The organism is Streptomyces sp. NPDC055013 (genome assembly GCF_053608645.1).
Window position 1 is genome coordinate 35,662 of the sequence record NZ_JBSGVW010000037.1, and the last position, 23,827, is coordinate 59,488.

Genomic DNA, 23,827 nt, shown 5'->3' on the forward strand with positions numbered 1-23,827 from the left:
AGCGGACAGATGTCCGGTTGGGGTCCACTCTAGCTTCGGACACGACAGGCACGTCAGTCCTCTGCCACCGTTCAGCGCTGTTCATCTTCCGCCGTGTACCTCGTGCACTCCATGCGCTCCCACGAGCTCAAGCGCACCATCGTCACGCCCCCACTGTCCCAAACGCTCACCATCACCCCCCAACTCATTACCAGCGCACCCGATCACCAGCGAGGCCGCGCACCACCGGCACACCCTCACGGCGACGCGCACCCCAGGTAGCCGAGACGGCGCCTTCCAGGTTCACGCACGCCCGAGGCTCGGAGCCCCTCAAGTACCGCATGCCTGAAGGAAGTTGCTCATGGCCTTATCGACGTCCAGCGTCATCACCCTGCACATCAACGGCGAGAAGCACACGCTGCCCGTCGACCACCGCACCACCCTGCTCGACGCCCTGCGCGAGCGACTCGATCTCACCGGCACCAAGAAGGGCTGCGACCAGGGGCAGTGCGGTGCCTGCACCGTTCTGGTCGACGGCCGCAGGACGGTCGCCTGTCTGCAACTCGCGGTCGCGGCCGAAGGACGTGAGATCACCACCATCGAAGGCGTCGCGGACGGCGACCACCTGCATCCGGTGCAGCAGGCGTTCCTCGAACTCGACGGATACCAGTGCGGTTACTGCACCCCCGGACAGATCTGTTCGGCGATCGGCATGCTCGCGGAGCACGCGGCGGGATGGCCGAGCGCCGCCTCCGACGACGTACGTCCGGCGGCCGGGCCGCCACCGCTGACCCCGGACGAGATCCGTGAGCGGATGAGCGGCAACCTGTGTCGCTGCAGCGCCTACACGTCGATCGTCGAGGCCGTCGCACGAGCGGCCGAGGCCGACGCCTCGTCAGCCGCGGACGTGCCGGCCCAGTCCAGGGAGGCTGCCGCATGAGGGAGTTCGACTACCGCAGGGCCCCCGACGTGTCGGGTGCCGTCGCCCTCCTCGACGACGATCCGGACGCCCGCTACCTCGCCGGCGGCACCAACCTGGTCGACCTGATGAAGAGCGGAGTAGAACGCCCCGCCCGCCTCGTCGATGTACGGGAACTGCCCCTGGACCGCATCGAGCCGGCCGCCGACGGCGGACTGCGCGTCGGCGCGACGGTCACCAACAGCGACCTCGCTGCCCACCCCGTAGTCCGCAGCCACTACCCGATGCTGGCCCAGGCGGTGCTCGCCGGTGCCTCCGGCCAGCTGCGCAACATGGCCACGGTCGGCGGCAACCTCCTCCAGCGCACCCGCTGCGCCTACTTCACCGACACGACCAAGCCGTGCAACAAGCGCGAACCCGGCAGCGGCTGCCCGGCCATCAGCGGCGAGCACCACAACCACGCCATCCTCGGCGCGTCCGAGACATGTGTGGCCGTACACCCCTCGGACATGGCCGTTGCCCTGACCGCCCTCGACGCAGTTCTGCATTACGAAACCGCCGACGGGCAGGGCGAGTTGCCGGTCGGTCAGCTGTATCTTCCCGTTGCCGAGACCCCGCACCGCGAGACGGCCCTGCCGACGGGTGCGCTGATCACCGGCGTCTCCCTGCCCCGGGTGCCGGTCGCGGCCCGCTCCCGGTACCGGAAGGTGCGCGAGCGCGCCTCCTACGCCTTCGCCATCGGCTCCGTCGCGGCCGCGCTCGACATCCGCGACGGGGTCGTGCACGACGCCCGCCTGGCGTTCGGCGCGGTCGCCTCGCGGCCATGGCGCGCACGCGCCGCAGAGCGGGTCCTGATCGGGGCGCCCGCCACGGCCGAGACGTACGCGGCCGCCGCCGAAGCCGAACTCGCGGCGGCCCGGCCGCTGCCGCACAACGGATACAAGGTGACCCTGATGCGTAACCTGACCGTGGCCGTGCTGAGCGAACTCGCCGAGGAGGCCGCTCGATGACCACCACCGCGCAATCAGCCGCCGTACGTGCGGTCGGCACCGGTCACGTCCGGGTGGAGGGCCGGGACAAGGTCACCGGCGCGGCACGCTATGCGGGCGACATACCGTTCACCGAACTCGCCTACGGATGGCTGGTGTTGTCCACCGTGGCGCGGGGCCGCATCCGCGACATCGCCAGCGCTTCCGTCCTCGAGATGCCCGGCGTCGTCGCAGTCCTGGACCACCGCAGCACCCCGCGCCTGGAGACCGACTACGTCGGCCTGCTGGGCATCAGGCCCGACCCCACCTGCGCCGTCTTCCAGAACGACACCGTGCCCCACCTGGGCTGGCCGGTGGCCCTGGTCGTCGCGGAGACACCCGAGCAGGCGCGGGAGGCGGCCGAGGCCCTGATCGTCGACTACGAACCGCTGCCGCACGACATCGAGTTCACCGGCGAGCACCCGGACTCCTATCCGGTGGACGGCCACATGCCGGGAGTGACGGACAAGGGCGACCTGGAAGCCGAACTGGCCACGTCGGCAGCCGTCGTGGACGAGGAGTACACCACTCCGGAGGAACACCACCACCCCATGGAGCCCCACGCGGCGACCGCCCGCTGGGACGACGGCCGACTGGAGGTGGTCGACTCCAACCAGGGCGCCACCTGGGTCGTCGGCGAGCTGGCGAACCTGTTCTCGCTGGATCCCGCCTCGGTGCGGGTGCGTTCGGAACACGTCGGCGGTGGCTTCGGCAGCAAGGGCGTACGCGCCCACCAGGTGGCGGCCGTGATGGCCGCGACGATCCTCCAGCGTCCGGTGCGCGTCGCTCTGACCCGGCCCCAGATGTTCTCGCTGGCCGGGCACCGCAGCCCCACCGTCCAGCGGGTCAGGCTCGGCGCCGACGCCGACGGGCGGCTGCGTGCCCTGGACCACCGCTCGGTGAGCCGCACCGCCACCGTGTACGAGTTCGTCGAGCCGAGCGCAGGCGTGGCGCGGGTGATGTACGACGCCGACGCCCACCACACCGAGAACCGCGTCGTACGCCTCGACGTTCCCAGCCCCACCTTCATGCGCGCGCCCGGTGAGGCTCCGGGAGCCTTCGCGCTGGAGTCCGCTCTCGACGAACTCGCCGAGAAGTGCGGGATCGACCCGATCGAACTGCGACTGCGCAACGAACCGGACAAGGGCCCCGTCTCCGGCCTGCCCTTCGCCCAGCGCAACCTGCGCGCCTGCTTCGAGAAGGGCGCTCGCCGTTTCGGCTGGACCGAGCGCGATCCCCGGCCGGGTGTGCGCCGCGAAGGCCGATGGCTGCTGGGCACCGGCACCGCCGCCGCGTCCTTCCCCGCGGGCGCCGCCCCCTCCACCGCCGCCATCACCGCCGAGGCCGACGGCCGCTTCACCGTCCGGATATCGGCGGCCGACATCGGCACCGGCGCGCGGACCGCGCTCACTCTCGTCGCGGCCGACGCCCTCGACGTCGTACCGGAGCAGGTGACCGTGCGGATCGGAGACAGCGAGTTCGGCTTCGCGATGATCGCGGGCGGTTCGATGGGCACCCGCTCCTGGTCCATGGCCATCGTCGCGGCCGCCCGCGAACTGCGGGAACGACTCGTCCCCGGCATGGTCATCCCCGCCGGAGGAATCACCGTACGCTCGGACACCACCGCGCAGATCGCCGCGCTCGCGAACATGGAACGACACTCCTACGGCGCCCAGTTCGCCGAGGTGGCCGTGGACCCGGCCACGGGTGAGGTGCGCGTACGACGCATGCTCGGCATCTTCGCCGCCGGCCGCATCGTGAATCCGCTGACCGCACGCGGCCAGTTCACCGGCGGCATGATCTGGGGCATCTCCATGGCCCTGCACGAGGAAGCCGTGCGCGACCCGGCCTTCGGCGGGCCCGTCGGCGCCGACCTGGCCGGCTATCACGTGGCCACCCACGCCGACGTCCCGCGCATCGAGGCGGACTGGGTGGACGACACCGACCCCGACGACCCGGTCGACATCAAGGGCATCGGCGAGGTGGGCATCGTCGGCGCCGCGGCCGCCATCGCCAACGCGGTCTGGCACGCCACCGGCGTACGGCACCGCAGTCTGCCCATCCGCCCGGACCGCGTCCTGACGGCGGGCCGCGATGCTTGACCTTCTGCCGGAGCTGAAGAACTGGCTGGCCGAGGGGCACGATGTCGCCGTCGCCACCGTCGTGTCCGTCGGCGGCAGCGCCCCACGGGGCCCCGGCGCCACACTCGCCGTCGACAGGACCGGCACGGTCATCGGCTCGGTGTCGGGCGGATGCGTCGAGGGCGCGGTCTACGACCTGTGTGCGCAGGCGCTGGAGACCGGGCAGAGCGTGCTGGAGCGCTTCGGGTACAGCGACGAGGATGCGTTTGCCGTAGGTCTGACCTGCGGCGGTGTCCTCGACGTGATGGTCACGCCCGTGCTCGTGGACACTCCCGTCAGGGCGCTGCTGTGCTCCGCTGTGGAGATGGTGGCCAAGGGCGAGCCGGTGGCCATGGCCCGAGTCGTCGAGGGCCCGGCCGCGCACCTCGGTGCCACCCTGCTCGTCCACGGCGACGGCTCCACGGAGGGCGGCCTCGGGATCCACGAGGACCTCGACCGCACGGCCGCGGCACAGGCCCTGGCCGCGCTCGATGCCGGACGCACGGGCACGGTGGAGCTGTCGCCGGACGGCTCGCACTGCCCGGACGGCCTCACCCTGCTCGTGGAGTCCAGCACGCCTGCGCCGCGGATGATCGTCTTCGGTGCGGTCGACTTCGCCGCGGCGCTCGTGCGGGTCGGCAAGTTCCTGGGCTATCACGTCACCGTGTGCGACGCCCGGCCGGTCTTCACCACGCCGGCACGCTTCCCCGAGGCGGACGACGTCGTCGTGGACTGGCCGCACCGCTATCTGCGGGGCACCCGGACCGACAGCCGGACCGTGCTGTGCGTCCTCACGCACGACGCCAAGTTCGACGTCCCCCTGCTGGATGTCGCGCTGCGGCTGCCGGTCGCGTTCGTGGGCGCGATGGGCTCGCGCCGTACCCACATCGACCGGGACCGTCGGTTGCGTGAAGTGGGCCTGAGTGAGGCGGAGTTGGCGCGGCTGAAGTCACCCATCGGGCTCGACCTCGGAGGCCGTACGCCCGAGGAGACCGCCTTGTCGATCGCCGCGGAGATCGTCGCGGCCCGCAGAGGCGGGACGGGTCTGCCGCTGACCGGCTCGGGGACACCGATCCACCACAGGGCAACGGCTCCGGCTCTCTCCCACCGCTCACCCGGCGGGCGGAAACCGTCCACCGGGGTCGCGGACCTCGCTTCGTAGCCCGGGCCGAGCAGCCCCGCACTCCCAGATCACCGATCCCGAAGCTTCCTTTCCACGCCAGCCGAACGAGACCGTTTCCGTGATCGGCACACCGTCTGGCTCACATTCGGTCGGCCAGTGACAGATGTGCCATCCGGAACCGGGCGGGTCGCCTCCCGGCAAAGGCATCGGCTCCGTTTTCGCCTGTCGGCCAATCGGGTTACGCTCGACATGTTCGAGGCGATAGGGGAATGAGGGTCGATCTCGGAGTTCACCATGGATGTCGCCGTAGGAACATTCAACCTCAACAATCTCTTTTCACGGTTCAACTTCCGGGCAGAGATATCGGCTGTCCATCCGGTTGATGACGAGGGACGGCTCACCTCGAGCTATGTCTTCGACGACCCCAAGAGCGTGCGGATCCGTAGGTACAAAGGCAAGCTGGTCAAGGGCATAGACCCCGAGGAACAGAAGGTGCTCGCCCGGCGGATCAGTGACATGGACCTGGACGTACTGGCGGTGCAGGAAGTCGAGGACATCGACACCCTGCGCTTCTTCGTTGCTCAACATCTTGGCGGTGCCTATCCGCACCTTTCACTGATCGAGGGCAATGATCCCCGCCTGATTGACATCGCCGTTCTGTCCAAGTTCCCGGTGGGGGCGGTGACTTCCTGGCAGCACGCGGTCCATCCGGACGTACCTGGTGAACGTGTATTCAGCCGGGACCTGCTGGAAGTGCACATACTGGATCCCCGTGACCCCGACAAGCATCTGCTGACCGTCTTCAACAACCATCTCAAGAGCCAGTTCGTCGACCGGGGCACCGACCCCGAAGAGGGCAAGCGCCGCGCCGACGAGCGACGCACCCGCCAGGCGGAGACCATCGTAAGGATCATCGGCGAACGGACCCGCCCCGACGGTCGCTACATCGTGCTGGGCGACATGAACGACACGCCTGACGCACCGACACTCAGCGAACTGACCGAGTCTGCAGGTCAGTTGAGCCTGACGGAGGCGCTCGCGCATCCGGAGGAGACCCGGGCACCGAAGCCTGATGATCCGCCGCCGCCCGCCTCTGGGTCGTGGACCCATCGATTCAAGGAGAACGGCCGGCCCGCCAAGTACGAGCTGTTCGACCAGATCTGGCTCAGCAAGAGCCTCACGACGCGGCACAAGAGCTCTCACATCGACCGACGTACCAGGCATGGCGGTGACGGATCGGATCACGATCCCGCCTGGGTGGTTCTCGATCTCTAGCCTTTCCCCTTTTTCCATACCGGCTTTGTTCCGGCTTGACCACTGGCGGAGGGAAGACTCATGCCTTTGAAGAACTACGGAGTGCTGGCGTGCAGGGTCATCGACCGGCGCCGTGAAGGGGCGCCCGACGACACCCCGCACTACCAGCTCCATCTCACCGACGGCAGGGGCACGCACTACCGCGGTGCGATCAATGTCCTGTCCCAGGAGTCTCCCTCCGAGCTGCTGTTCCTGGCCATCGACGATTTCCGGCACCCCGTGACCGCACAGCTTCCCCCGGCAGGGAGTGGATGGACGGAGCTGCAGTCCCGACCGGGCACGGCGAGCCTGGACTTCATCCGCGGGAATCTCTTCACCCCGGAATCGATGCGCGAGCTGCCCCCCGATGTGATCGGCCCCGACAACGACCTGTCCGACAGGCTGGACCACTACATCGAGCGCGCCATCGGCGATCCAACGGCCGCCCTGTACCTCTTCGGCGAGCGATGGGGACCGGAACGCAACAAGCGCGACAAGGTGTTCGACTTCGAGCCCGGCAATGGTGTGCACGACATCCACATGAACCAGGGCAGCGTAGGGCGCTTCCGTTCCAGTAACGGAGTCTGGCAGGACGGCGCGCTGATACTCCATTTCCCCGCCGAATCTCGCTGGGTGGCCGTTTTCCTGGCCTTCCAGTCCCAGGCCTGGCACACCGACGAACAAACCGGCCACCCCATCGAGACGGCGCCTGCCCGGCCCGTCCAGCGCGAAGCCGAAGTGCGCATCCTGGCCGCCATGGTCAACCCCGATGGCCCGGCACCCGAGCGGGAGACGGTGACCCTCATCAACGCCTCACCTCAATCCGTCGACCTCAACGGCTGGCAACTGGCCGACGAGAACGATCACATGTTCCCACTGCCCGCGGAGCAAGTTGCCGCAGGCGCCACCGTGCGACCGCGTCCGGCGCTCCTGGAGTACGTCATCGGTCTGCTCGCCTGCGCCATTCACGGCCGGGAGCTCGACATCCTGACCATACGCGGACGTTCCCTCCCCAGGGCGAGGGCGTACACGGCTCGCTCGCACGCGGATCGTCCGGTTCGTCGAGCCGGTCCGGCTCGCCCCAGTGCCGGTTCTCGTCCTGACGGTTCGGTCCGAGCAGCGCGACGGCGGTCAGGACGGGCCGGGAACGCCATGCGAGACATGGCACGGGCACGAAGACCCCGCCGTGTTGGGGAGAGGCTTGAAGACGATCCTAAGCGGAACGACGCTCACCATGGCGGTGCGCGCTCGGCTGCGGATTGTGTGGAGTTGGCTCATGGCTGGCCTGCTTGTGAGTCCCCAGGTTCTGGCGGCACGGTCGCTGTCACCGCTGCCGGCGGGGGGCCATTTACGTTCGACGAGATGTCCTCGACATCGAACTTCCCGCCGACGGGCACCTGTTAGTTCTTCAGCTACATTGAGCACCAACCGGACTCCTCCGTAGTGCTCCACCTCCTACGCAACTGGCGTACAGCCGACGGCTCGACCGATGCGGCGCGCGGAAACCCTGGCGGCGCGGTCCCTTATCCGGCGGCTGGTTCGGCGGCGAAGCCCACCTGCACAGCCGGGAGCACCTGGATCGTGCGGCCGGCGTAGGCAATCGTTGCGAAGACTGCGTTGTGGTGGACGACCACCTGGGCCGCGCTCGGCAGCTGACTGTCGACGGGGCGCTCTGGCGTCGTATGGCCGTCGGCGACGAGGACGAGGTCGTAACCGTGCGAGAGCGCACTGCGGCTGGTGGAGTCGACGCAGTACTCGGTTGCGAAGCCGGTGACGACCACCCGACGGACCCCGTGTTCGCGCAGGAGCCCGTCGAGCGGCGTGTCCAGGAAGGAGTCGGCGCTGTCCTTGTCCAACACGGTGTCGTCCGGCTGCGGGGCCACCGCGGGATGGATGTCCAGCAGTTCGGCCGGCACGCCGGGGAGGTCGACCCGCTGCCGCAAGTAGACAACGGGTGCGCCTGTTGCGTGGGCACGCTCGGCGAGTTCGGCGACGCGAGCAAGACAGGCCTCGGCATCGTGGGCGCCTGCCACCAGGGCGCCCTGCAGGTCGACGATGAGGAGCGCGGTATCTGGCATGTCGGCCAGCCTATCCGTCGACTCCGCCACTGCGTCGCTTCACCTGAGGCAGCGCGCGCGACTGTTCACGCATACGCGAACACGCCGACCACGAGGACACCTTCATCCCCCAGCTCCTGCGGGAGCGGGCCCCGCACCATGGCTTCGACACGAAGGGAGAAAGGTCCGGGCCGGCCCGCGCCGCGATGGCGTCTGGGGGCGACCCGGACCGAGCGTCCATCCGGTGCGTGGGAGTGTGGAGTTGGACCAGGTTCTGCCTCAGCTGCCGTGCAGTGCTGTCCTCAGCGCGTCGACAGAGAGTGTGCGTGCGACATTGGCGGCTCCGGCGTCGGCTGTACCGTTCGGCGGCGGCGGACCGGCATGCCCACGGTGGGGTGGGCGACGGCCCAGGCCGCGCCCTTGCAGATGATTTCCTTGTAGAAGGCGGCGAGGCGGCCGGTGAGTGCCTTGGGGACGGCGTGGTCGTCCGCGGTGACGAACTGGATCAGGCCCTCCTTGCGGCCGAGCGAGACGCACTGCTGGAAGTAGCGGATCGGAACCTTCGGGAGCTTGTCGCCGGTCAGGCGGGCCGCGATTGCGTCGGCGGCCTGCCACGCGGTGGGGACGCCAGAGGCGCACGACATCCGCAGCGGCTTGTCGCCCGGGCCCGTCACGAGGGCCGCGTCGCCGACGGCGTACACCTCGGGGTGTGAGAGCGAGCGCATGGTTTCGTCGACCACGATCTGGCCCGTGCGGGAGACTTCCAGCGTGCTGGCCTCGGCGATCGGGTGGACGGCGAAGCCGGTGGCCCACACGGTGACCGCGGCCGGGACGGACGTGCCGTCGGTAAGGACGCGGTCGGCCTCGACGGCGGTGACGGCGGTGTGCTCGTGCACGGTGATGCCGAGCCCGGCGAAGACCTTTCGCAGATGTCCTCGGCCCCTGTCGGAGAGCCAGTCGCCGAAGCCGCCGCGGGCCACGAGGGCGACGTCAAGGTCCGGGCGGCTCTCGGCGATCTCGGTCGCGGCCTCCAGGCCGGTGAGTCCACCGCCGACGACCACCACGGGCTGTCCCGCGTCCAGCCGGGCCAGCCGCTCGCGCAGCCGGAGCGCTCCGGGGCGGCTGGAGATCTCGTGGGCGTGCTCGGCGGTGCCGGGAACGCTCTGGGGGTTCCAGCCGCTGCCGAGGGCGTAGACGAGGGTGTCGTACTCCAGTTCCTGCTGCCCGGCGCTGTGCGCTTCGACGACGGTGACGGCCCTGCGGTCGGCGTCGATACCGGTGACCTCGGCGAGTTTCACCTCGACGCCGGTGCCCGCGAACATCTCGGCGAAGGGGCGGGGCTTGAGCTCCTGGCCGACCGCGAGCTGGTGCATCCGGACGCGTTCGACGAAGTCCGGCTCGGCGTTGACGAGGGTGATGGCGACGTCTTCGCGGTGCAACCGCTTGGCGAGGCGCCCGGCGGCGGTGGCCCCGGTGTAGCCGGCTCCGAGGACGATGATGCGGTGCTGCATTTCCTGCTCCTGTCTGCGCGGGTGCGACGCTCGCTTTTGCTCGGTCACGCCCCTTGAACCGGGCAGCCCACGCTTTCCTGACAGGAACAGGATGTGAAGCAGGTCACACCCTCGTTGGGCGGTGTGACCCGGCTCGTGGAAGTGCGTCGGACAGCCCTTGCGCGGCATTCGTCAGAAGGCGTGGAACAGGGGCTGCCCGTGCTCGGTGGCGGCCCACACCTCGGTCGCGCGTTCCAGCTTGTCGGGGTTGGCCTGGCTGCGGAACGCCACGATGCCGTCCGCGCCGAGCTCCAGGCAGATGATCCCAACGACCCGGCCGTCGACGACCGCCAGGATCGCGGGGCCGCCGTTGGCCGTCGAGATGTGGATCTCGGGTGAGCCGCCGACCATGGCCCGCTTGACCGGGGCCGGCTTGAACAGGCCCCGCATGAACTTCGCGACCGCGAGGGCGCCCTCGAACGCCTTGGCGCGGGCCGGGACCTTTCCGCCGCCGTCACCGACCGCGATGGCATCCGAGGTGAGCAGCTTGACCAGCGGCTCGGTCTTCCCGCTGGTGGCTGCCGCGAGGAATTCCTCGACGATCCGCCGGGCCGCCGCCTCGTCGATCTCCGTACGGGCCTTGCCCGCCGCCACGTGCTTCTTCGCGCGGTGGAAGATCTGCTGGCAGGCGGCCTCGCTGATGTCGAGGATGTCGGCGATCTCCCGGTGCGGGTAGTCGAAGGCCTCCTTCAGCACGTACACCGCCCGCTCGTTGGGGGTGAGCCGCTCCAGCAGGGTGAGGACCGCGTACGAGACGGATTCGCGCTGTTCGGCAGTGTCGGCCGGGCCGAGCATCGGATCGCCGGCGAGCAGCGGCTCGGGCAGCCACTGGCCCACATAGGTCTCCCGGCGTGCGCGGGCCGAGGCGAGCTGGTTGAGGCACAGGTTGGTGAGCACCTTCGTCAGCCAGGCGTTGGGCACCTCGATCCGGTCGACGTCGGCGGCCTGCCACCGTAGGAACGTCTCCTGCACGGTGTCCTCCGCCTCGCTCGCCGAGCCGAGGAGACGATAGGCGATCGCCTCCAGACGGGGCCTCGTCGCCTGGAACCGGTCCACGTCGTGCGTCGTCAGCGCCATGCACCGGATCCTAGACGAGTGTCTCCGAATGCCTGCGAGGTCTACAGACTCGGCAGAGTCCCGGAGCTGGTGGGGCAGCGTCCCGCAGGCCAGGTCGATCCCGACGAGCATCCCGTTCGGGTCGCCGACCTAGCAGGTGGTAGGAGCCGCCCAGGCCCCCGTCCTCCGAGACCTGATGCTGGGTGAGCTCCCGTACGAGGCCCGGCCGTACGGTGCCGGGCAGCCCGACGAAGAACAAGGCCTCCTGCAAGTCGGCCGGGCGCACGGCCCTGTAGTCGGCGCCTGTAAGCAGGGCGGTCAGGGCACGGGCCCGGCCGTCCCAGGCGGCGGGCGGGCGGGCCGATGCCGGCCCCCACCGGGGATGCCCGCCTCGCTGACCGATGCCGCCCGCGACCTCGGCGGACTCGACGCACGCCTGTCCCGCACGTCCGTCGAGGTCGAAGTCCAATCGGTGACCGGGCTGACGGTGTGAGCCTATTTCCCTGGCGCAGCGGACGAATGTTGCGATCTGGACTCTTGGGTCCTCCCGCAGCGCGGCCATACGCTGAGCCTCTGCGGTGTATCGCGCTGCATCGTCGGCAGCAGCGAGGACCAGGCGCTGCTTGGGACTGGCGCCGGCCGCGTGCCTCCGGTCTCCGTCACGCGCTCGTGCAGTGCCGACTCCTGCCCGGCCTGCGCTACCAGGGCGCGAGTCCTTTCGAGTAACTCGCCGAAGTATGCGCGCGAAATGCCGGAGCGGGCACGATGGCAACAGGCCGCACGGGCCCAGGTGGGCCAGCCTCACAACTCACCCAACCAGTAAGGCCGTTTTCATGTCCCGGCCAGCGGCACAGCACTCTTGATCGTCTTCTGGGCGGCGCCTAGGCTCCCATGCCCATGGAGATGGGGGAACCGGACCGCGGGCGGCGGGCATGGCACGACGCTCGGGTCGGACGTCGTGTGGCTGCAGGTCTGCTGGCCGCGGCGGGGCTGGTCATTGTGGGCACGGTGTTCGTCGTCCTGCCGGGTGTGGTGGTCGACCACGATCTCGCCGGGGCGAGCGTCGCCGCGCAGGATCGGCTGAAGGCGGTGAACGATGTCCGCACGACGCTTCTGCAGGTAATCGGCGGCCTGATCGTGCTCTTCGGTGCGTACGCCACCTGGCGGCAACTGCGGGTGAGTCAGGACGGTTTGCGCGCCACCCAGGAGGGCTACGTCACCGACCGATTCAGCCGGGCCGTCGACCAGCTCGGCAGCGACAAGCTGGATGTGCGCATCGGCGGGTTGCACGCGCTGTGGCGGATCGCGGAGCAGTCCGCCCGCGACCGGGAGGCCATCATCTCCATCCAGGCCGCGTATCTACGGACCCACCTGCCCTGGCCGCCCGCCGGGCCCGAATCACCGGCGGCAGACCTGCCCATCAACGACATCGCACCCCTGGAGACCCGCGCCGCCGACGCTCAGGTGGCACTGACCGCGCTCGGCGTGCTTTGCCGCCACCGGGAGCACTCCTGGGTCAACCTCAGCATCACCGACCTGCGCCGGGCCGACTGCGACGGACTGTGGTTCCCCGAGGTCAACTTCGACCGCGCTTGCATGGAGGCGGCGGGCCTGTACCACGCCAATCTGACCCAGGCGTCCCTGGTCTCGGTCAACCTACGGCACGCCGACCTCACGACTGCGATTCTCCGTCGGTCTCGCTGCATTCTGGCCGACCTACGGGCCGCGAAGCTGGTCGAGACCGACTTGCGTGACGCCGACTTCACCGAGACCGACCTGCGCGAGGCGAACCTGCGCAAGGCCGACGCCCAGGGCGCGGTCTTCCACCGCGCCGACCTCCGCTGGGCCGACTTGCGCGGCACCGACTTGAGCACCGCCGACCTTGTCGAAGCTCGCCTGACCGGCGCCCTGGCCAGCACGTACACACGCTGGCCCGCCGACTTCGACCACGCGGCCGCCGGAGTCGTCGACACCGATGACCCCGGCCCCGAGCCCTCACCCCTACTCCAGCCACCGGGGATGACGTGGCAGGCACCGCCGCTGCGGTCCACTCCCTGACCAGGACGCGAGGGGCAAGGCTGCGGCGGCCACGATCCGCCTGACCCGGCGTCACTCCCTCCTCGGCGTTGTCCTGATCGCGCAGAGCCCAGGGCCGCCAGACAGATCCGGGACCTGACACCGCTCCCAAGGCCGTAGGCCAGTACCCGGCCCTCCTTCCCGGTGGCCGGTGGCAGCGCGCTACGAGCGTGTGCCCTCGATGCTTGACGTACGCGGATTCCTGTCACCTGGCTGGGGACTGGGACTGGGACTGGGACTGGGACTGGGGCTGTGGCAGGTCCGGGGCGGGACGGTAGCCTGCCCCGTTGTGATCACCGCGCGCGAGCTCAACCGGGCGACCCTCAGCCGTCAGCTGCTGCTGGAGCGCGAGCCGTTGACCGCCGTCGACGCGGTGCGGCGCGTGGTCGCGCTCCAGGCGCAGCATCCGGCCTCGCCGTATCTCGCGCTGTGGAACCGGGTCGCCGGTTTCGCTCCGGCCGAACTCGATACCGCCTTCAGCGGGCGTGCGGTGGTCAAGGCGACCCTGATGAGGATCACCCTGCACGCCGTGCATGTCGGTGACTATCCGGTCTTCCGCGCGGCGATGCAGCCCACCTTGTACGCCTCCCGGCTCGGCTTCCGCTTCGCCGACGCGGGGCTGACTCCGGCGGACGCCAACGAACTGGTACCGGAGCTGCTGGCCTTCGCCTGCCGGCCGCGGACTTCGGCACAGTTGCAGGCGTGGGTCGAGGAGCGGCTCGGCGCCGAGAAGAAGGACGGCGCGTGGTGGGGGCTGAAGGCTTACGCGCCGCTGCACCATGCCCCAACAGGCGGGCCGTGGTCATTCGGCCTCCGGCCGTCCTTCGTCGCGGCGGGTACCGAGCCCGTCCCTGCGGGGCGCGTGGTGGACCAACAGGCACTGCAGACCCTGATACTGCGCTATCTGGCAGGTTTCGGGCCCGCGTCGGTCGCCGACGTGGCGCAATTCGCCATGGTGCAGCGGGCACCCGTCCGCCAGGCGCTGTCCGCTCGGGACGGCACCATCGAGCAGGTCCAGGGGCCGGACGGCAACACGCTGTTCGACCTCCCGGCCGCCCCCCGCCCGCCCGCCGATACTCCCGCGCCGCCCCGGCTCATGGCGATGTGGGACAGCATCCTGCTTGCCTACGCCGACCGCAGCCGGGTGATACCCCCGGCCTACCGTCCCCTGGTGATCCGCAGCAACGGAGACGTACTGCCCGCCTTGCTGGTCGACGGCTACGTCGCCGGTGTATGGCGCCCGTTGCAAGGCGGCATCGAGGCCACCGCTTTCCACTCCCTGTCGCCCGCCACCTGGGACGGACTGGCCACCGAGGCCCAATCCCTGAAGACGCTCCTGGGCGAGCGCGAGACGGAGGTCTACAGCCGCTACCACCACTGGTGGGCGAAGCTCCCAACAACCGAGGCACGGATGCTGTGACCAGCTGATGCGCCGCCCGGACTTCAGCGGTACCGCTCAAGGGTCCTTGACACGAACCTGGCGCCGTCTGGGGTGGTCGGCGCGGCGCTTTGCGAGGGTGGCAGGCGACAGCTTTCTGCCTCTTCGCGTCGGCTTGTGAGGAGTGACGTGCTTCGCCAGTGACAGCTACGGTGCCTCGGCCACGGCACGCGCAGGTCGACGCTGCCCCGGGGCGGGGTGGCAACTGCCGTACGTCGGCACAACCGTGCAGGGTGTTCAGCACCTGCGTTCAGGCGTCATACCGACGAACCGACTCTCCACGGCCCGAGGCAGACCTTGGATGTTCACCGCCATCTTCGCCGGCCCAGGTACTCTCGCCGGAACGCCCCTGACCGGCGCACTTGTGGCGCTGCAACCGGAGTGCCGGCCGCCGTGCCGAAGCCACGCCCCTGCGCAGCCGCGGCGGTCTGGCGGGGTGTCGGGGAATCGGCTGTGGCACCAGCCGGCCACCGCCGCGCGATGGGGAGTGCCCCAGGACCCACGCCTGCGTGGTGAGGACTGCACCGAGGCCCGGGGCTGAGAGCCACCGCACCCACTCAGCCTCCGTCTGCCCGGGGTTCAGCTATTCGTCCCCGGCATTGCACCACCCCCCTGGCCGACCGCCGCGAGAACGTCATCGCCTGGACGGACGACCTGATCACCTCAGAGGGTGGCCATCGGCCCGCAGCCTGACCTTGTCGTAGCGCCGGAGCCTTGCGTTCGGGGACGTGCTCGCCCTCCGGTCAGCGCAAGGCCGACGTATCCGGCCATCGCCGAACCTATGGGGGACCGGGGGCGGCACCGTGTTCCTGCGCGAGCCCGGCGGCAGGCGGATGATCTTCTGCTCGGCGGGCCCTCTTGAAATCGGCCCCGGCGGTCACCGGTCGGCTGTTGGCCGAGCTCCTCAGGCCGCCTGCCAGGCCGACACTGGCTGCGTCCGCGCGGCTGGGGCTGGGGCTGGGGCTGGAAGCACGAGTACCCGCCGGCGCCACCGGCGGGTGCCCGTTCCTGCAGCAGCACCCGTTGCTGCTGAGGTGGCGGCCAAGTCGGTGATCTGGAAGCACGAGTACCCGCCGGCGCCACCGGCGGGTGCCCGTTCCTGCAGCAGCACCCGTTGCTGCTGAGGTGGCGGCCAAGTCGGTGATGGCGCCAACGCCATCAGGTTCAACACCGTCACGACCGGCATCACGGGTGGTGGCGGCTGGGATGCGACCCGCGGCAGCGCGGGCAGTGCCGTCCTCGATGGTGGCTGCGGGTGGAGCGAAGACGGGTGGGCCGCCACCACGGCTGGGGCTGGGTGACCACGGCCGCGGCTCGGAGCCGGTGACTGGCGCGAAGGCCACTGCCGGCTGCGAAGGCTGCGGTGCGACCGGCGAGGGCGGCAATACCTGGATTCAACCCAGCGCCGCGGGCATCCGGTGCACTCGCGGCCAAGACCTCACTCATGCTGGCGTCCACGGCCTCGCCACGCCAGGGGGTAGGTCTCGTGCGCTGAGTCGTGCGCTGGGCTGTTTCTGGCTCATGACTGGGCCCGGGGTTTCGGCGGTGCGGATTGTCGGGCCTGGGGTGATGGCGCTCCGCTCCGGTGCTGTCCGCGGGTTTTTGACTCGCCGTCGGCTAGCTGGGGTGTCAATGTACTGGTCTCTGGCAGCTCCCCTTGCGTGGCTGCGGCGACTGGGACTGGACCGCGGGCGATCCGACCTTCCTGCGTCGGCGTCGGCAAGTCTGTCCGTGGCGGCTGTGTGCGCCCGCTACAGTTCCTGCTGTGAGGCGCTGATCAGGGCAGATGCAGGAGTCCGAGGGTGGCGTCGTAGTCGTCGTGCGGAGTGTTGTCAATGCCCGACACGCGCGCAGAAGTGTGACGGGGTGTCAGTGAGTCCCCCGTACGGCCCAGTGCTGTGGCCAAGTCGCTTCTGCTGTGACTTTTTGATGGTTCGTCACATGCGTCGTTCCGGGTTCTTGAACGCCCGTTCGGCCCCGTTCTGGTGTCTGTCGCGGATTTCTGAAGTGGCGACAGATTTCGGTGTGAGTCAGGTTCTTTCGTAGGCGGCCGGGTCGGCTGGCATCCCTGAGAGATGGAGAAAGTATTATGCCTGCGAGAGGGAGAAGCGGAATGCGTACGCGTACCGTGGTCGGGATCGCATTGTCGGTGGGTATCACCGTAGTCGCTGCAACCACCGTGAACTATGCGTCGGCTTCGAATTCCGTTCCGGAGTCCGCCGCGTCGGTGCAGGAGGCCGCTGCCTCCTTGCCCCAGGGAGGGGACATGGGCGGAGACGGCCAGACGGGCGGCAACGGGCAGACGGGCGGGGACGGGCGTACGGGCGGGGACGGGCGGTCGAATCACGGCGACTGGAGGGATGACGATGACGACCGCGAACGCGTCTACGTCAACGAGCGGACGTACTCGGTCAAGGGGGGTGAGTGCATCGCTGTAATCAGTAGTCCGGCGACCAGCTTCAACGTCCGGAACGAAACTGACAAGAGAATCGAATTCTTCACCGGAATTACCTGCGACAACGGTGCCGCAATTGCGACCATCGGGCGCGGAGACTCCAGCAGCGCAATCCCCGGAACGGTGGTTTTCGACGGCAGCGTGGTGCCGTTCGCGCTCGTCGGCAGCTTCCGGGCCGTCGACAGGAAGCACCACTGACCCCCACACCGGCCCAGCGGCAGCCGGCCCGCGTGGCAGGTGGACCCCGGCCCGCCGCCACAGGGCCGGGCCCTGCCCGCCGGCGCCGTGGGACGGCGGTAGACACGATCCCGATCCCTGCCCCTCACCCGGCCGTCTCCTCACGGGTTGACAGGGGACTGCCGGCCTCCCGTCCCGGGGCGATACGAACCGGTGACTGAGGCGGCAGCATCGGGAACCAGGCCAGGATCACGGACGGCCAGGACGCCCGCGGCGGTCTATGCGCAGCCGTGTCCACGCGCAGGGCACCCTCCGGGCCAGGGGCGCACGCGATGCGCTGATCCGTTCCCCCGGACACGGCCGACTCGATCCAGAGCAGAAGTCACGCATGTGGAGGCCAAGGAGCCCCGGTCGAGCAAATCGGCCGGGGCTGCCTTGCGGTCAGATGTCCGCCAGTTCCCATCGGCCAGGCCCACATCCGGCCCAGTGCGGAGGTCGTCCGCGCCGTCGCGGGACACGCAGGCGGCCCATCACGTCCGCGAAGGACGGTGCGTCACCAGCCTGTGCGGCGGTGAGCACGAAGGCCGCGGGACGACAATCGCCGTCGGCGGCGAGGTGAATCATTGTGGTCAGCCCGCCGCGAGACCGGCCGATGGCATGGTCGCCGGGCTCCCCGGGCGGTGCCCGTTTTTGCGAGCCCCGGCCGCGTGCTGGTGAGCGCGCACGCTCGTGGAGTCGACCGAGACAACCCAGTTCAGATCCTCGGCAGCGTCCGTGTGGACCATGAGCGCGGTGTACACCCGCTCCCTCGTCCCATCGACCGCCCACATACGCAGCCAGTTGGTGGACGCCACCGACGCGCCCGACGCCGCCGCCCGAAGGGTGCTCCCCGCCGCCCTGGAGCCCATCGTGGCCGCCGCAGCGGCATTGGCGCTCGTCGAAAGGCCGCTCTCGACGGACGGCCACGCGGCGGTGCTCGCCATCGCCTGCGGCGCCAAGCTCTACGAACACCTGCGGAACGGCTGCATGTTCGTGACCGTGGCCTCCGGCACCCTTATTCCTCACGCCGAGCTGCAGAGGCGGGAGGACGACGAGCTTCACGGCCGTCCCGCAGCGGCAGTTCGACTGAAACGTCAGTCACCACCGGGCTTGGCCAGTTCGCCCTGCCAAAACTCCAAAGACTGCCGCGTGTTGAGAGTGTCGGGGTGATCAACGCCCAGGATCCGCAGACGTTCGTCCAACAGATCGGTCAGGGTTTGGACCGCTGCCGCCACATCGCCCGACCTGCCCTGCCAGTGAGCCAAGTGCCCCAGAGTCCCGGAAGTCTCGCTGTCCTGCGGACCGAGGATCCGACGCCGGTCATGGTGCAGCTCCAGGAACGCCGCAACGGCTCCGCTCGTATCGTCGGCCTCTCCGCGCCACGAAGCCAGATCTTGCCTCACCCGAAGGGTCTCGCGGTGTTCGCGGCCGAACACTTGTACATGATCATCGAGTAGATCTCGTAAGGCGGCGACCGCCGCTGCCGGATCTCCGGCCTTCCCCAGCCACCAGGCGAGTCGGCTGCGTGCGATGAAGGTGTGGGGATGGTGTTGGCCTCGAACCCGCGACATGCGCTCCACGAGGTCCGAAAGTTCGGCCACCGCACCGGCTGCGTCTCCGGCCTCTCCTCGCCAGCTGGCCAAGTTGCCCCGGGCGATGAGGGTGTTCGGGTGTTCCTCCCCCAGGAACCGCACATGTTCGGCCAACGCCTTGGTGAGGCCTGTGACTGCGGCAGTCGGGTTCGCGGCTTCCCCGCGCCGGATGGCCAGGTCGTGCCGGAGGGTCAGGGCATCAGGGTGGTACCGCCCACGCACCTTCACCACCCGCTTCAACACATCTTCGAGTGCGGCAACCGATCCGGTGGCGTCCCCCGCTGCTCCCCGCCACATGGCGAGGCTGTGTTCTGCCATGAGCGTGTCACGGGCGTACCGGCCATGGTGGTCGGCGGCCGCAGTCGCAACGTGACGGTAGTGGCGGACGACGGCCGCCACATCACCGGCCTGGGCCAGGCTCTCGCCCAGGTGATGGAGCACCCTGTGCAGGCGCGGTCGGTACAACGCGTCGCCGGCGAGCTCCACGACAGCCGCGGTATTCGCTCGAAGCACCTGCGCCCGGACGGTATCGCCTTCGATGTCATGGTCGGGCCAGACCGCCAGAAGCGCATCAGCCGTGGCGCGGGCCACCACGGAGCGTTGGCCGTAGGTGAGCGTGTCCCACGTAGCGCGCTGGATCAGTTGGTGGATCCGGATACTTGCCGGGGTGTCGGCCACGGGATAGTCGATGAGACTCAGTCGATGCAGGACGCGCAGAGCACCGATGGCCTCATCAGGGGTTACGACCGGGAACCGTAAGGGGGGCCACCATTTCCACCGTGGCCGTTCTTTCCCCGCTGCCCGGCGAATCGAAAGGAAGATCAGAGCTGGTGTGCTGGTGAGGACGTCCGCCGGGATTTCGTTCGGGTCCAACGCGGCTGCCAGATAGAGCATGGGTCGGGCAAGACCGACGGGGCTTGCCCGATCGGCGCGGTCGATCGACAGCGACCAGGCGGCAGCCACTGGGGTGAGCTGGTCATCGGGGAGCCGACCCGGTGCGCTGCCGCCCAAGGTCGAGGCCCGGTCCGCCAGGAGGTCGCGGTAGGCACGGGCGGCGACCCCCGAGTCGATGAGATAGGCGGCCGCCTGAGCGACGGCGAGAGGCAGATGCCCAAGGTCAGCGGCGAGACCCGCGAGCTGTTCCCCGGGCTCTTCCCGACGATGGATGGAAAGGCATTCGGTCAGGTACGCGGCGGCTTGAGCCGGACTGAAGACGCCGACTTCGATCGTCTGTCGGGCCGCGGCAGTCAGGGCGGCATCGCGACGGCGCGTGGTGACGACCGTACGACCGCACGGATTCGGTGGCGGCCACAGACCACGCAGATCATCGGAATCTCCGACATCGTCCAAGACGACCAGCCACTTGCAGGGTGTTCCCTTCGGTGTGGCGAGCCAGGCGAGAAAGGTCTCCGCGGCCCGTTCGGGGTCATCCACATCGGCCCGGCACAGTTCCACGCCGGCCTGCGCATATCTGGACACGATCGCTGATCGGTCGCTCGCGGTCACCCAGATCAGGATGTCGATTCCCTCGTCGTGCCATGCGGTGCGCGCGTACGAGGCAGCGAGCTGCGTCTTACCGGCTCCGCCCACGGCGCCGCCGTGCTCAAGCGCCGTGCGCAGCTCGCGCCCTTCCGAACGGTCCTGAAAGGCCTGCGCACCAGAGGGGACGACACCCACCTGGTGCGGCCAGTCCGCAGGCTCTCGCGGTAGGCGGTGCTGCACGACCGTGAACTCGTCGGCGTGCATGATTCCGCTGACGGCCACACCTCCGTGAGAGGCGTACGCATTGCCGCTGCCGATCACGGCCATCGCCTCGTCGGCGTTGTCACGCCCCTGTTGGTATCGCTTGCTACGCCACTGCACGGACCCTCCTCTGCCGCGTCCGCTCATATGTGAGGGCCTTCCGATGCAGCGGATACCGCTCGCCGCGTAGGGCTGCGACGACTCCGAGGACGATGTGCGTGATCTTCCACCACCGCGCCATGCCCCTCCTTCAGGTCATGCGTGCCTTCATAACCCGGCCATCCCGACATACTGGCGTGCCAGTCACCTCTTCGTGCCAGATATGTGCTCAGACCATGTCGGCGAGCAGGGCGTCGAGAACGAGTCTCGAACAGGAGCCCCGTCCGCCTGCCCGGACGTCTTTCCCGGATTCGGGGGCATGCGCGGAGCGGATGCGGGACAGTGGCCGAACCGGTTCGTCAGCACGGAGGGGAGCGCTGTGATGACGCAGGGGTGGAAGATCACGATCATCTTGGTGGCGCTGGCTGCCGTCGTGTCGACGCCACTGGTGTGGCTGACCAACGGTCCCGATGCCGGGCAGTTGGTCGGGGCAGCGGTGCAGGCGGCGGCCGGGATCTCGGCGTTCGTGTGGGCGCTGTTCCAGCATCCGGCTGAACGCCCCCGTGACGAGGCCGTCGACACCGGTGCGGCGTTGGCGGAGGACGGCGGCACGGCCTCCACCGGCATCAAGCGGCCCGGTGGTCGCGGACGGTGGTCGGCCAAGGTGAAGAAGACCGGGAACTCCACCGCCAAAGGCCCTGGCAGCAAGGCCAGTTCCGGCATCGACTACGGCGAGAACTGACCAACACCGCGGGTGAGGTGGGATGTTCTGGCGCAGGCGCCGGCACGTGGGTGCAGAGCGGGCCGCGGAGGTGCGCGATACGGGGGATGCGAGCGCCGGCAGCGGCGGGATCGCCAACACCGGCTATCTGGAGATCGGTACGGTCACGGTGCAGCAGCACGGCCCGCAGGAGCCGGCGCCCTGGCCGCACCAGATCGGTGTCATCCCGCCACCCGCCCGATCATTTCGGCCGCGCGCCGAAGCGGACCGCCTCAGGGCCGCGATCGACGGCGGCGGGGGCCAGGCGGTGCTGTGCCAGGTGCTGACCGGAATGGGCGGCGTCGGCAAGACCCAGCTCGCCGCCGACTACGCCCGCACCGCCTGGAACAACACCAGCGACGCCGGCGGCCTGGACGTGCTGGTGTGGGCCAACGCCGGCACCCGCGACGCGCTGATCTCGGCCTACGCCCAGGCCGCCGTCGAACTGTGCCGGGCCGACCGCCACGACCTTGAAGAGGCCGCCCAGCGGTTCCTGGCCTGGCTCACCCCCAAAGCCGCTGCCCCGCCCTGCCGGTGGCTGATCGTCCTCGACGACCTCACCAACCCGGCCGACCTACGCGGCCTGCGGCCACCGCCCAGCCCCACCGGCCGCACCCTGATCACCACACGCTGCCGCGACGACGCCCTCGGCACGGACGGCCGCCACACCATCCCCGTCGGCCTGTTCGACGAAGCCGAAGCTGTCGCCTACCTCACCACCGCCCTCACCGAACCCGACGCCCGCCAGCCCGCGGGCGAACTGGCAGCACTCGCCTCAGACCTCGGACACCTGCCGCTCGCCCTGTCCCAGGCCGCCACCTACATCAACGACACCCGCAAGAGCGTCACCGCCTACCGCGCCCTCCTGGCCGACCGCACCCGCACCCTGGCCACGGCTGTCCCGGAGCATGACGCCTTGCCCGACGACCAGCCCGAGCCGCTGGCCGCGGCATGGTCGCTGTCCATCGACCGCGCCGATGCCCTCCGCCCCGCCGGTTTGGCCCGCCCCGTCCTCCAGCTCAGCGCCCTCCTGGCCCCGGACGGCATCCCGCACACGGTGCTGACCAACCAGCCCGCCCTGGACTACCTCACCGACACCGCACTCCCGGCGCACAGGCACCCGAAGAGCCCTCCCCGGTTCAGGCAGACGAAGCCGAGCTCGCCCTGACGGTGTTGCACCGACTCAGCCTCATCGACTACGTCCCGGCCACCCCGTACCAAGCCGTGCGTGTCCATCAGCTCGTCCAGCGCGCCACCAGTGACGCCCTCACCCCCGATCAGCACCGGCAGACCTCCCAGAGCGCGGCCGATGCTCTGACAGCCGCCTGGCCCGACATGGAGCGGGACACCGCCCTCGCGCAGGCTCTGCGTGCCAACACCGCTGCCCTCGCCGCCGGCGCCGGCGCCGGCGAAGCCCTGTATCACCCCGACGCACACGAAGTGCTGTACCGCAACGGCCGCAGCATCGGAGAATCCGGCCAAGCCACCGCCGCCCGCGCCTACTTCGACCACCTCGTGGCCACCACGACGCGCTGCTTCGGTCCCGACCATCCCGACACCCTCGACGCCCGGCACCACTTGGCCCGGTGGCGGGGGGAAGCCGGGGATCCGGCGGGTGCCGCGCACGGCTTCGCCGCACTGGTGCCCGATCGCATCCGCGTCCTCGGGCGCGACGACCCGGACACCCTCATGACCCGCCTCAACCAGCACCGGTGGCACGGAGAAGCAGGAGACCCCGCGGCTGCCGCGGAGGGTTTCGCCACACTGCTGCCGGACCTACTGCGCCTCCTGGGACCCGGCCATTCCCACACCCGCGCCGCGCGGCACAACCTGGCGTACTGGCAAGGCCGGATGGGAGAGCCCGGCAAGGCCGTGCCCAGTTTCGCCGAACTGGCGCGGGATCTGACGCGCGCGCTGGGACACGACGACCCTCAAACCCTTGCAGTCCGGCACAATCACGCCTACTGGCTGGCGGAGGCGGGAGAGCTGGACGCGGCCGTGGCTGCATTCACCGAACTCGTACCGGACCGGATACGCGTCCTCGGGCCCGACAGCCCTCATACGTTCGCGACCCGACACAACCTGGCGCACTGGAAGGGTAGGGCGGGAGACCCACAAGGCGCCGTGACCGACTTCTCCGAACTCCTGCAGGACCGGATCCGCGTGCTGGGCACCGACCATCCCCTGACCCGCTCGACCCAAGCCGACCTGGCTTACTGGCAGAACCAAGCGAATCACCCACGCTGACCTCCAGGGCGCAACCCGCTTCCGCCTCCCCTCGGCGCGGACGGGTCCGGCAGGGCCGGACCCCACCCCAACCCCG

17 protein-coding genes and 2 pseudogenes are annotated in these 23,827 nt (G+C 69.6%); 12 read left to right on the plus strand and 7 right to left on the minus strand.

Going from position 1 to position 23,827, the window contains the following annotated elements; translation table 11 throughout:
• Positions 1-340: 340 nt before the first annotated feature.
• The 6 genes from ACWGDB_RS33820 (at position 341) to ACWGDB_RS33845 (ending at position 7,866) form a co-directional block, all read left to right on the plus strand.
• Entirely contained in the window at positions 341-919 is a 579-nt protein-coding gene (locus tag ACWGDB_RS33820; protein ID WP_453825955.1) for a (2Fe-2S)-binding protein, read from the plus strand.
• Entirely contained in the window at positions 916-1,908 is a 993-nt protein-coding gene (locus ACWGDB_RS33825) for an FAD binding domain-containing protein (protein WP_453825956.1), read from the plus strand. Before ACWGDB_RS33820 ends, ACWGDB_RS33825 begins: the two co-directional genes overlap by 4 nt.
• Positions 1,905-4,028 carry a xanthine dehydrogenase family protein molybdopterin-binding subunit gene (locus ACWGDB_RS33830; RefSeq protein ID WP_453825957.1) on the plus strand — a complete coding sequence of 708 codons (2,124 nt, stop codon included), beginning with the start codon at positions 1,905-1,907 and terminating at the stop codon, positions 4,026-4,028. Before ACWGDB_RS33825 ends, ACWGDB_RS33830 begins: the two co-directional genes overlap by 4 nt.
• Complete coding sequence (locus ACWGDB_RS33835) at positions 4,021-5,208, plus strand: XdhC family protein (protein ID WP_453825958.1); 1,188 nt, start codon at positions 4,021-4,023, stop codon at positions 5,206-5,208. The genes ACWGDB_RS33830 and ACWGDB_RS33835 overlap by 8 nt, the downstream gene beginning before the upstream one ends.
• Before the next feature lie 255 nt (positions 5,209-5,463).
• Positions 5,464-6,444 carry an endonuclease/exonuclease/phosphatase family protein gene (locus tag ACWGDB_RS33840; protein WP_453825959.1) on the plus strand — a complete coding sequence of 327 codons (981 nt, stop codon included), beginning with the start codon at positions 5,464-5,466 and terminating at the stop codon, positions 6,442-6,444.
• 60 nt (positions 6,445-6,504) lie between these two features.
• On the plus strand, positions 6,505-7,866 hold the full coding sequence (locus ACWGDB_RS33845) for a DUF2278 family protein (protein ID WP_453825960.1): 1,362 nt from the start codon (positions 6,505-6,507) through the stop codon (positions 7,864-7,866).
• A gap of 119 nt (positions 7,867-7,985) precedes the next feature.
• Here the strand turns inward: ACWGDB_RS33845 and ACWGDB_RS33850 are convergent, their stop codons facing one another.
• From ACWGDB_RS33850 to ACWGDB_RS33865, 4 genes and pseudogenes are all read right to left on the minus strand, one after another.
• The gene (locus ACWGDB_RS33850) at positions 7,986-8,540 is read right to left on the minus strand and encodes an isochorismatase family protein (RefSeq protein WP_453825961.1); all 555 of its coding nucleotides are present in this window, start codon (positions 8,538-8,540) and stop codon (positions 7,986-7,988) included.
• 281 nt (positions 8,541-8,821) lie between these two features.
• A complete protein-coding gene (locus ACWGDB_RS33855; RefSeq protein ID WP_453825962.1) occupies positions 8,822-10,030 on the minus strand; it encodes an NAD(P)/FAD-dependent oxidoreductase in 1,209 nt (402 codons plus the stop codon).
• Between the two features lie 171 nt (positions 10,031-10,201).
• Positions 10,202-11,146: an RNA polymerase sigma-70 factor gene (locus ACWGDB_RS33860; RefSeq protein WP_453825994.1), complete on the minus strand. Its 945-nt coding sequence runs from the start codon at positions 11,144-11,146 to the stop codon at positions 10,202-10,204.
• Between the two features lie 78 nt (positions 11,147-11,224).
• Positions 11,225-11,468 (minus strand): annotated as a pseudogene (locus ACWGDB_RS33865) (hypothetical protein); the annotation flags it as partial.
• Positions 11,469-12,028: 560 nt separating this feature from the next.
• Between ACWGDB_RS33865 and ACWGDB_RS33870 the strand changes: the two are divergent.
• The 3 genes from ACWGDB_RS33870 (at position 12,029) to ACWGDB_RS33880 (ending at position 17,292) form a co-directional block, all read left to right on the plus strand.
• Positions 12,029-13,183 (plus strand): pentapeptide repeat-containing protein, encoded by a 1,155-nt coding sequence (locus ACWGDB_RS33870; RefSeq protein WP_453825995.1) that lies wholly within the window; start codon positions 12,029-12,031, stop codon positions 13,181-13,183.
• A gap of 307 nt (positions 13,184-13,490) precedes the next feature.
• Positions 13,491-14,621 carry a winged helix DNA-binding domain-containing protein gene (locus ACWGDB_RS33875; protein WP_453825963.1) on the plus strand — a complete coding sequence of 377 codons (1,131 nt, stop codon included), beginning with the start codon at positions 13,491-13,493 and terminating at the stop codon, positions 14,619-14,621.
• 2,131 nt (positions 14,622-16,752) lie between these two features.
• The gene (locus ACWGDB_RS33880) at positions 16,753-17,292 is read left to right on the plus strand and encodes a hypothetical protein (RefSeq protein ID WP_453825964.1); all 540 of its coding nucleotides are present in this window, start codon (positions 16,753-16,755) and stop codon (positions 17,290-17,292) included.
• Between the two features lie 471 nt (positions 17,293-17,763).
• Here ACWGDB_RS33880 and ACWGDB_RS33885 read toward each other — a convergent pair.
• From ACWGDB_RS33885 to ACWGDB_RS33895, 3 genes and pseudogenes are all read right to left on the minus strand, one after another.
• Positions 17,764-17,925: pseudogene (locus ACWGDB_RS33885) on the minus strand (IS5/IS1182 family transposase); the annotation flags it as partial.
• Positions 17,901-18,269 carry a hypothetical protein gene (locus tag ACWGDB_RS33890; RefSeq protein WP_453825996.1) on the minus strand — a complete coding sequence of 123 codons (369 nt, stop codon included), beginning with the start codon at positions 18,267-18,269 and terminating at the stop codon, positions 17,901-17,903. The gene ACWGDB_RS33890 and the pseudogene ACWGDB_RS33885, both read right to left, overlap by 25 nt.
• A gap of 135 nt (positions 18,270-18,404) precedes the next feature.
• Positions 18,405-20,765 (minus strand): tetratricopeptide repeat protein, encoded by a 2,361-nt coding sequence (locus ACWGDB_RS33895; RefSeq protein WP_453825965.1) that lies wholly within the window; start codon positions 20,763-20,765, stop codon positions 18,405-18,407.
• A gap of 361 nt (positions 20,766-21,126) precedes the next feature.
• Here ACWGDB_RS33895 and ACWGDB_RS33900 point away from each other — a divergent pair, with 361 nt between their 5' ends.
• From ACWGDB_RS33900 to ACWGDB_RS33910, 3 genes are read left to right on the plus strand one after another with little or no spacing between them, the layout of a single operon-like run.
• Positions 21,127-21,486, plus strand: coding sequence for a hypothetical protein (locus tag ACWGDB_RS33900; protein WP_453825966.1), 360 nt, complete (start codon positions 21,127-21,129; stop codon positions 21,484-21,486).
• A 46-nt stretch (positions 21,487-21,532) separates the two neighbouring features.
• Positions 21,533-22,672: an NB-ARC domain-containing protein gene (locus ACWGDB_RS33905; RefSeq protein WP_453825967.1), complete on the plus strand. Its 1,140-nt coding sequence runs from the start codon at positions 21,533-21,535 to the stop codon at positions 22,670-22,672.
• A 5-nt stretch (positions 22,673-22,677) separates the two neighbouring features.
• Positions 22,678-23,751, plus strand: coding sequence for a tetratricopeptide repeat protein (locus tag ACWGDB_RS33910; RefSeq protein ID WP_453825968.1), 1,074 nt, complete (start codon positions 22,678-22,680; stop codon positions 23,749-23,751).
• Positions 23,752-23,827: the final 76 nt, after the last annotated feature.

Coding starts and splice junctions, on each gene's coding strand:
- ACWGDB_RS33870 (WP_453825995.1), top strand. CDS start 12,029: ATGGGGGAACCGGACCGCGGGCGGCGGGCATGGCACGACGCTCGGGTC.
- ACWGDB_RS33850 (WP_453825961.1), bottom strand. CDS start 8,540: ATGCCAGATACCGCGCTCCTCATCGTCGACCTGCAGGGCGCCCTGGTG.
- ACWGDB_RS33845 (WP_453825960.1), top strand. CDS start 6,505: ATGCCTTTGAAGAACTACGGAGTGCTGGCGTGCAGGGTCATCGACCGG.
- ACWGDB_RS33880 (WP_453825964.1), top strand. CDS start 16,753: ATGCGTACGCGTACCGTGGTCGGGATCGCATTGTCGGTGGGTATCACC.
- ACWGDB_RS33860 (WP_453825994.1), bottom strand. CDS start 11,146: ATGGCGCTGACGACGCACGACGTGGACCGGTTCCAGGCGACGAGGCCC.
- ACWGDB_RS33855 (WP_453825962.1), bottom strand. CDS start 10,030: ATGCAGCACCGCATCATCGTCCTCGGAGCCGGCTACACCGGGGCCACC.
- ACWGDB_RS33830 (WP_453825957.1), top strand. CDS start 1,905: ATGACCACCACCGCGCAATCAGCCGCCGTACGTGCGGTCGGCACCGGT.
- ACWGDB_RS33840 (WP_453825959.1), top strand. CDS start 5,464: ATGGATGTCGCCGTAGGAACATTCAACCTCAACAATCTCTTTTCACGG.
- ACWGDB_RS33825 (WP_453825956.1), top strand. CDS start 916: ATGAGGGAGTTCGACTACCGCAGGGCCCCCGACGTGTCGGGTGCCGTC.
- ACWGDB_RS33820 (WP_453825955.1), top strand. CDS start 341: ATGGCCTTATCGACGTCCAGCGTCATCACCCTGCACATCAACGGCGAG.
- ACWGDB_RS33835 (WP_453825958.1), top strand. CDS start 4,021: ATGCTTGACCTTCTGCCGGAGCTGAAGAACTGGCTGGCCGAGGGGCAC.
- ACWGDB_RS33900 (WP_453825966.1), top strand. CDS start 21,127: ATGACGCAGGGGTGGAAGATCACGATCATCTTGGTGGCGCTGGCTGCC.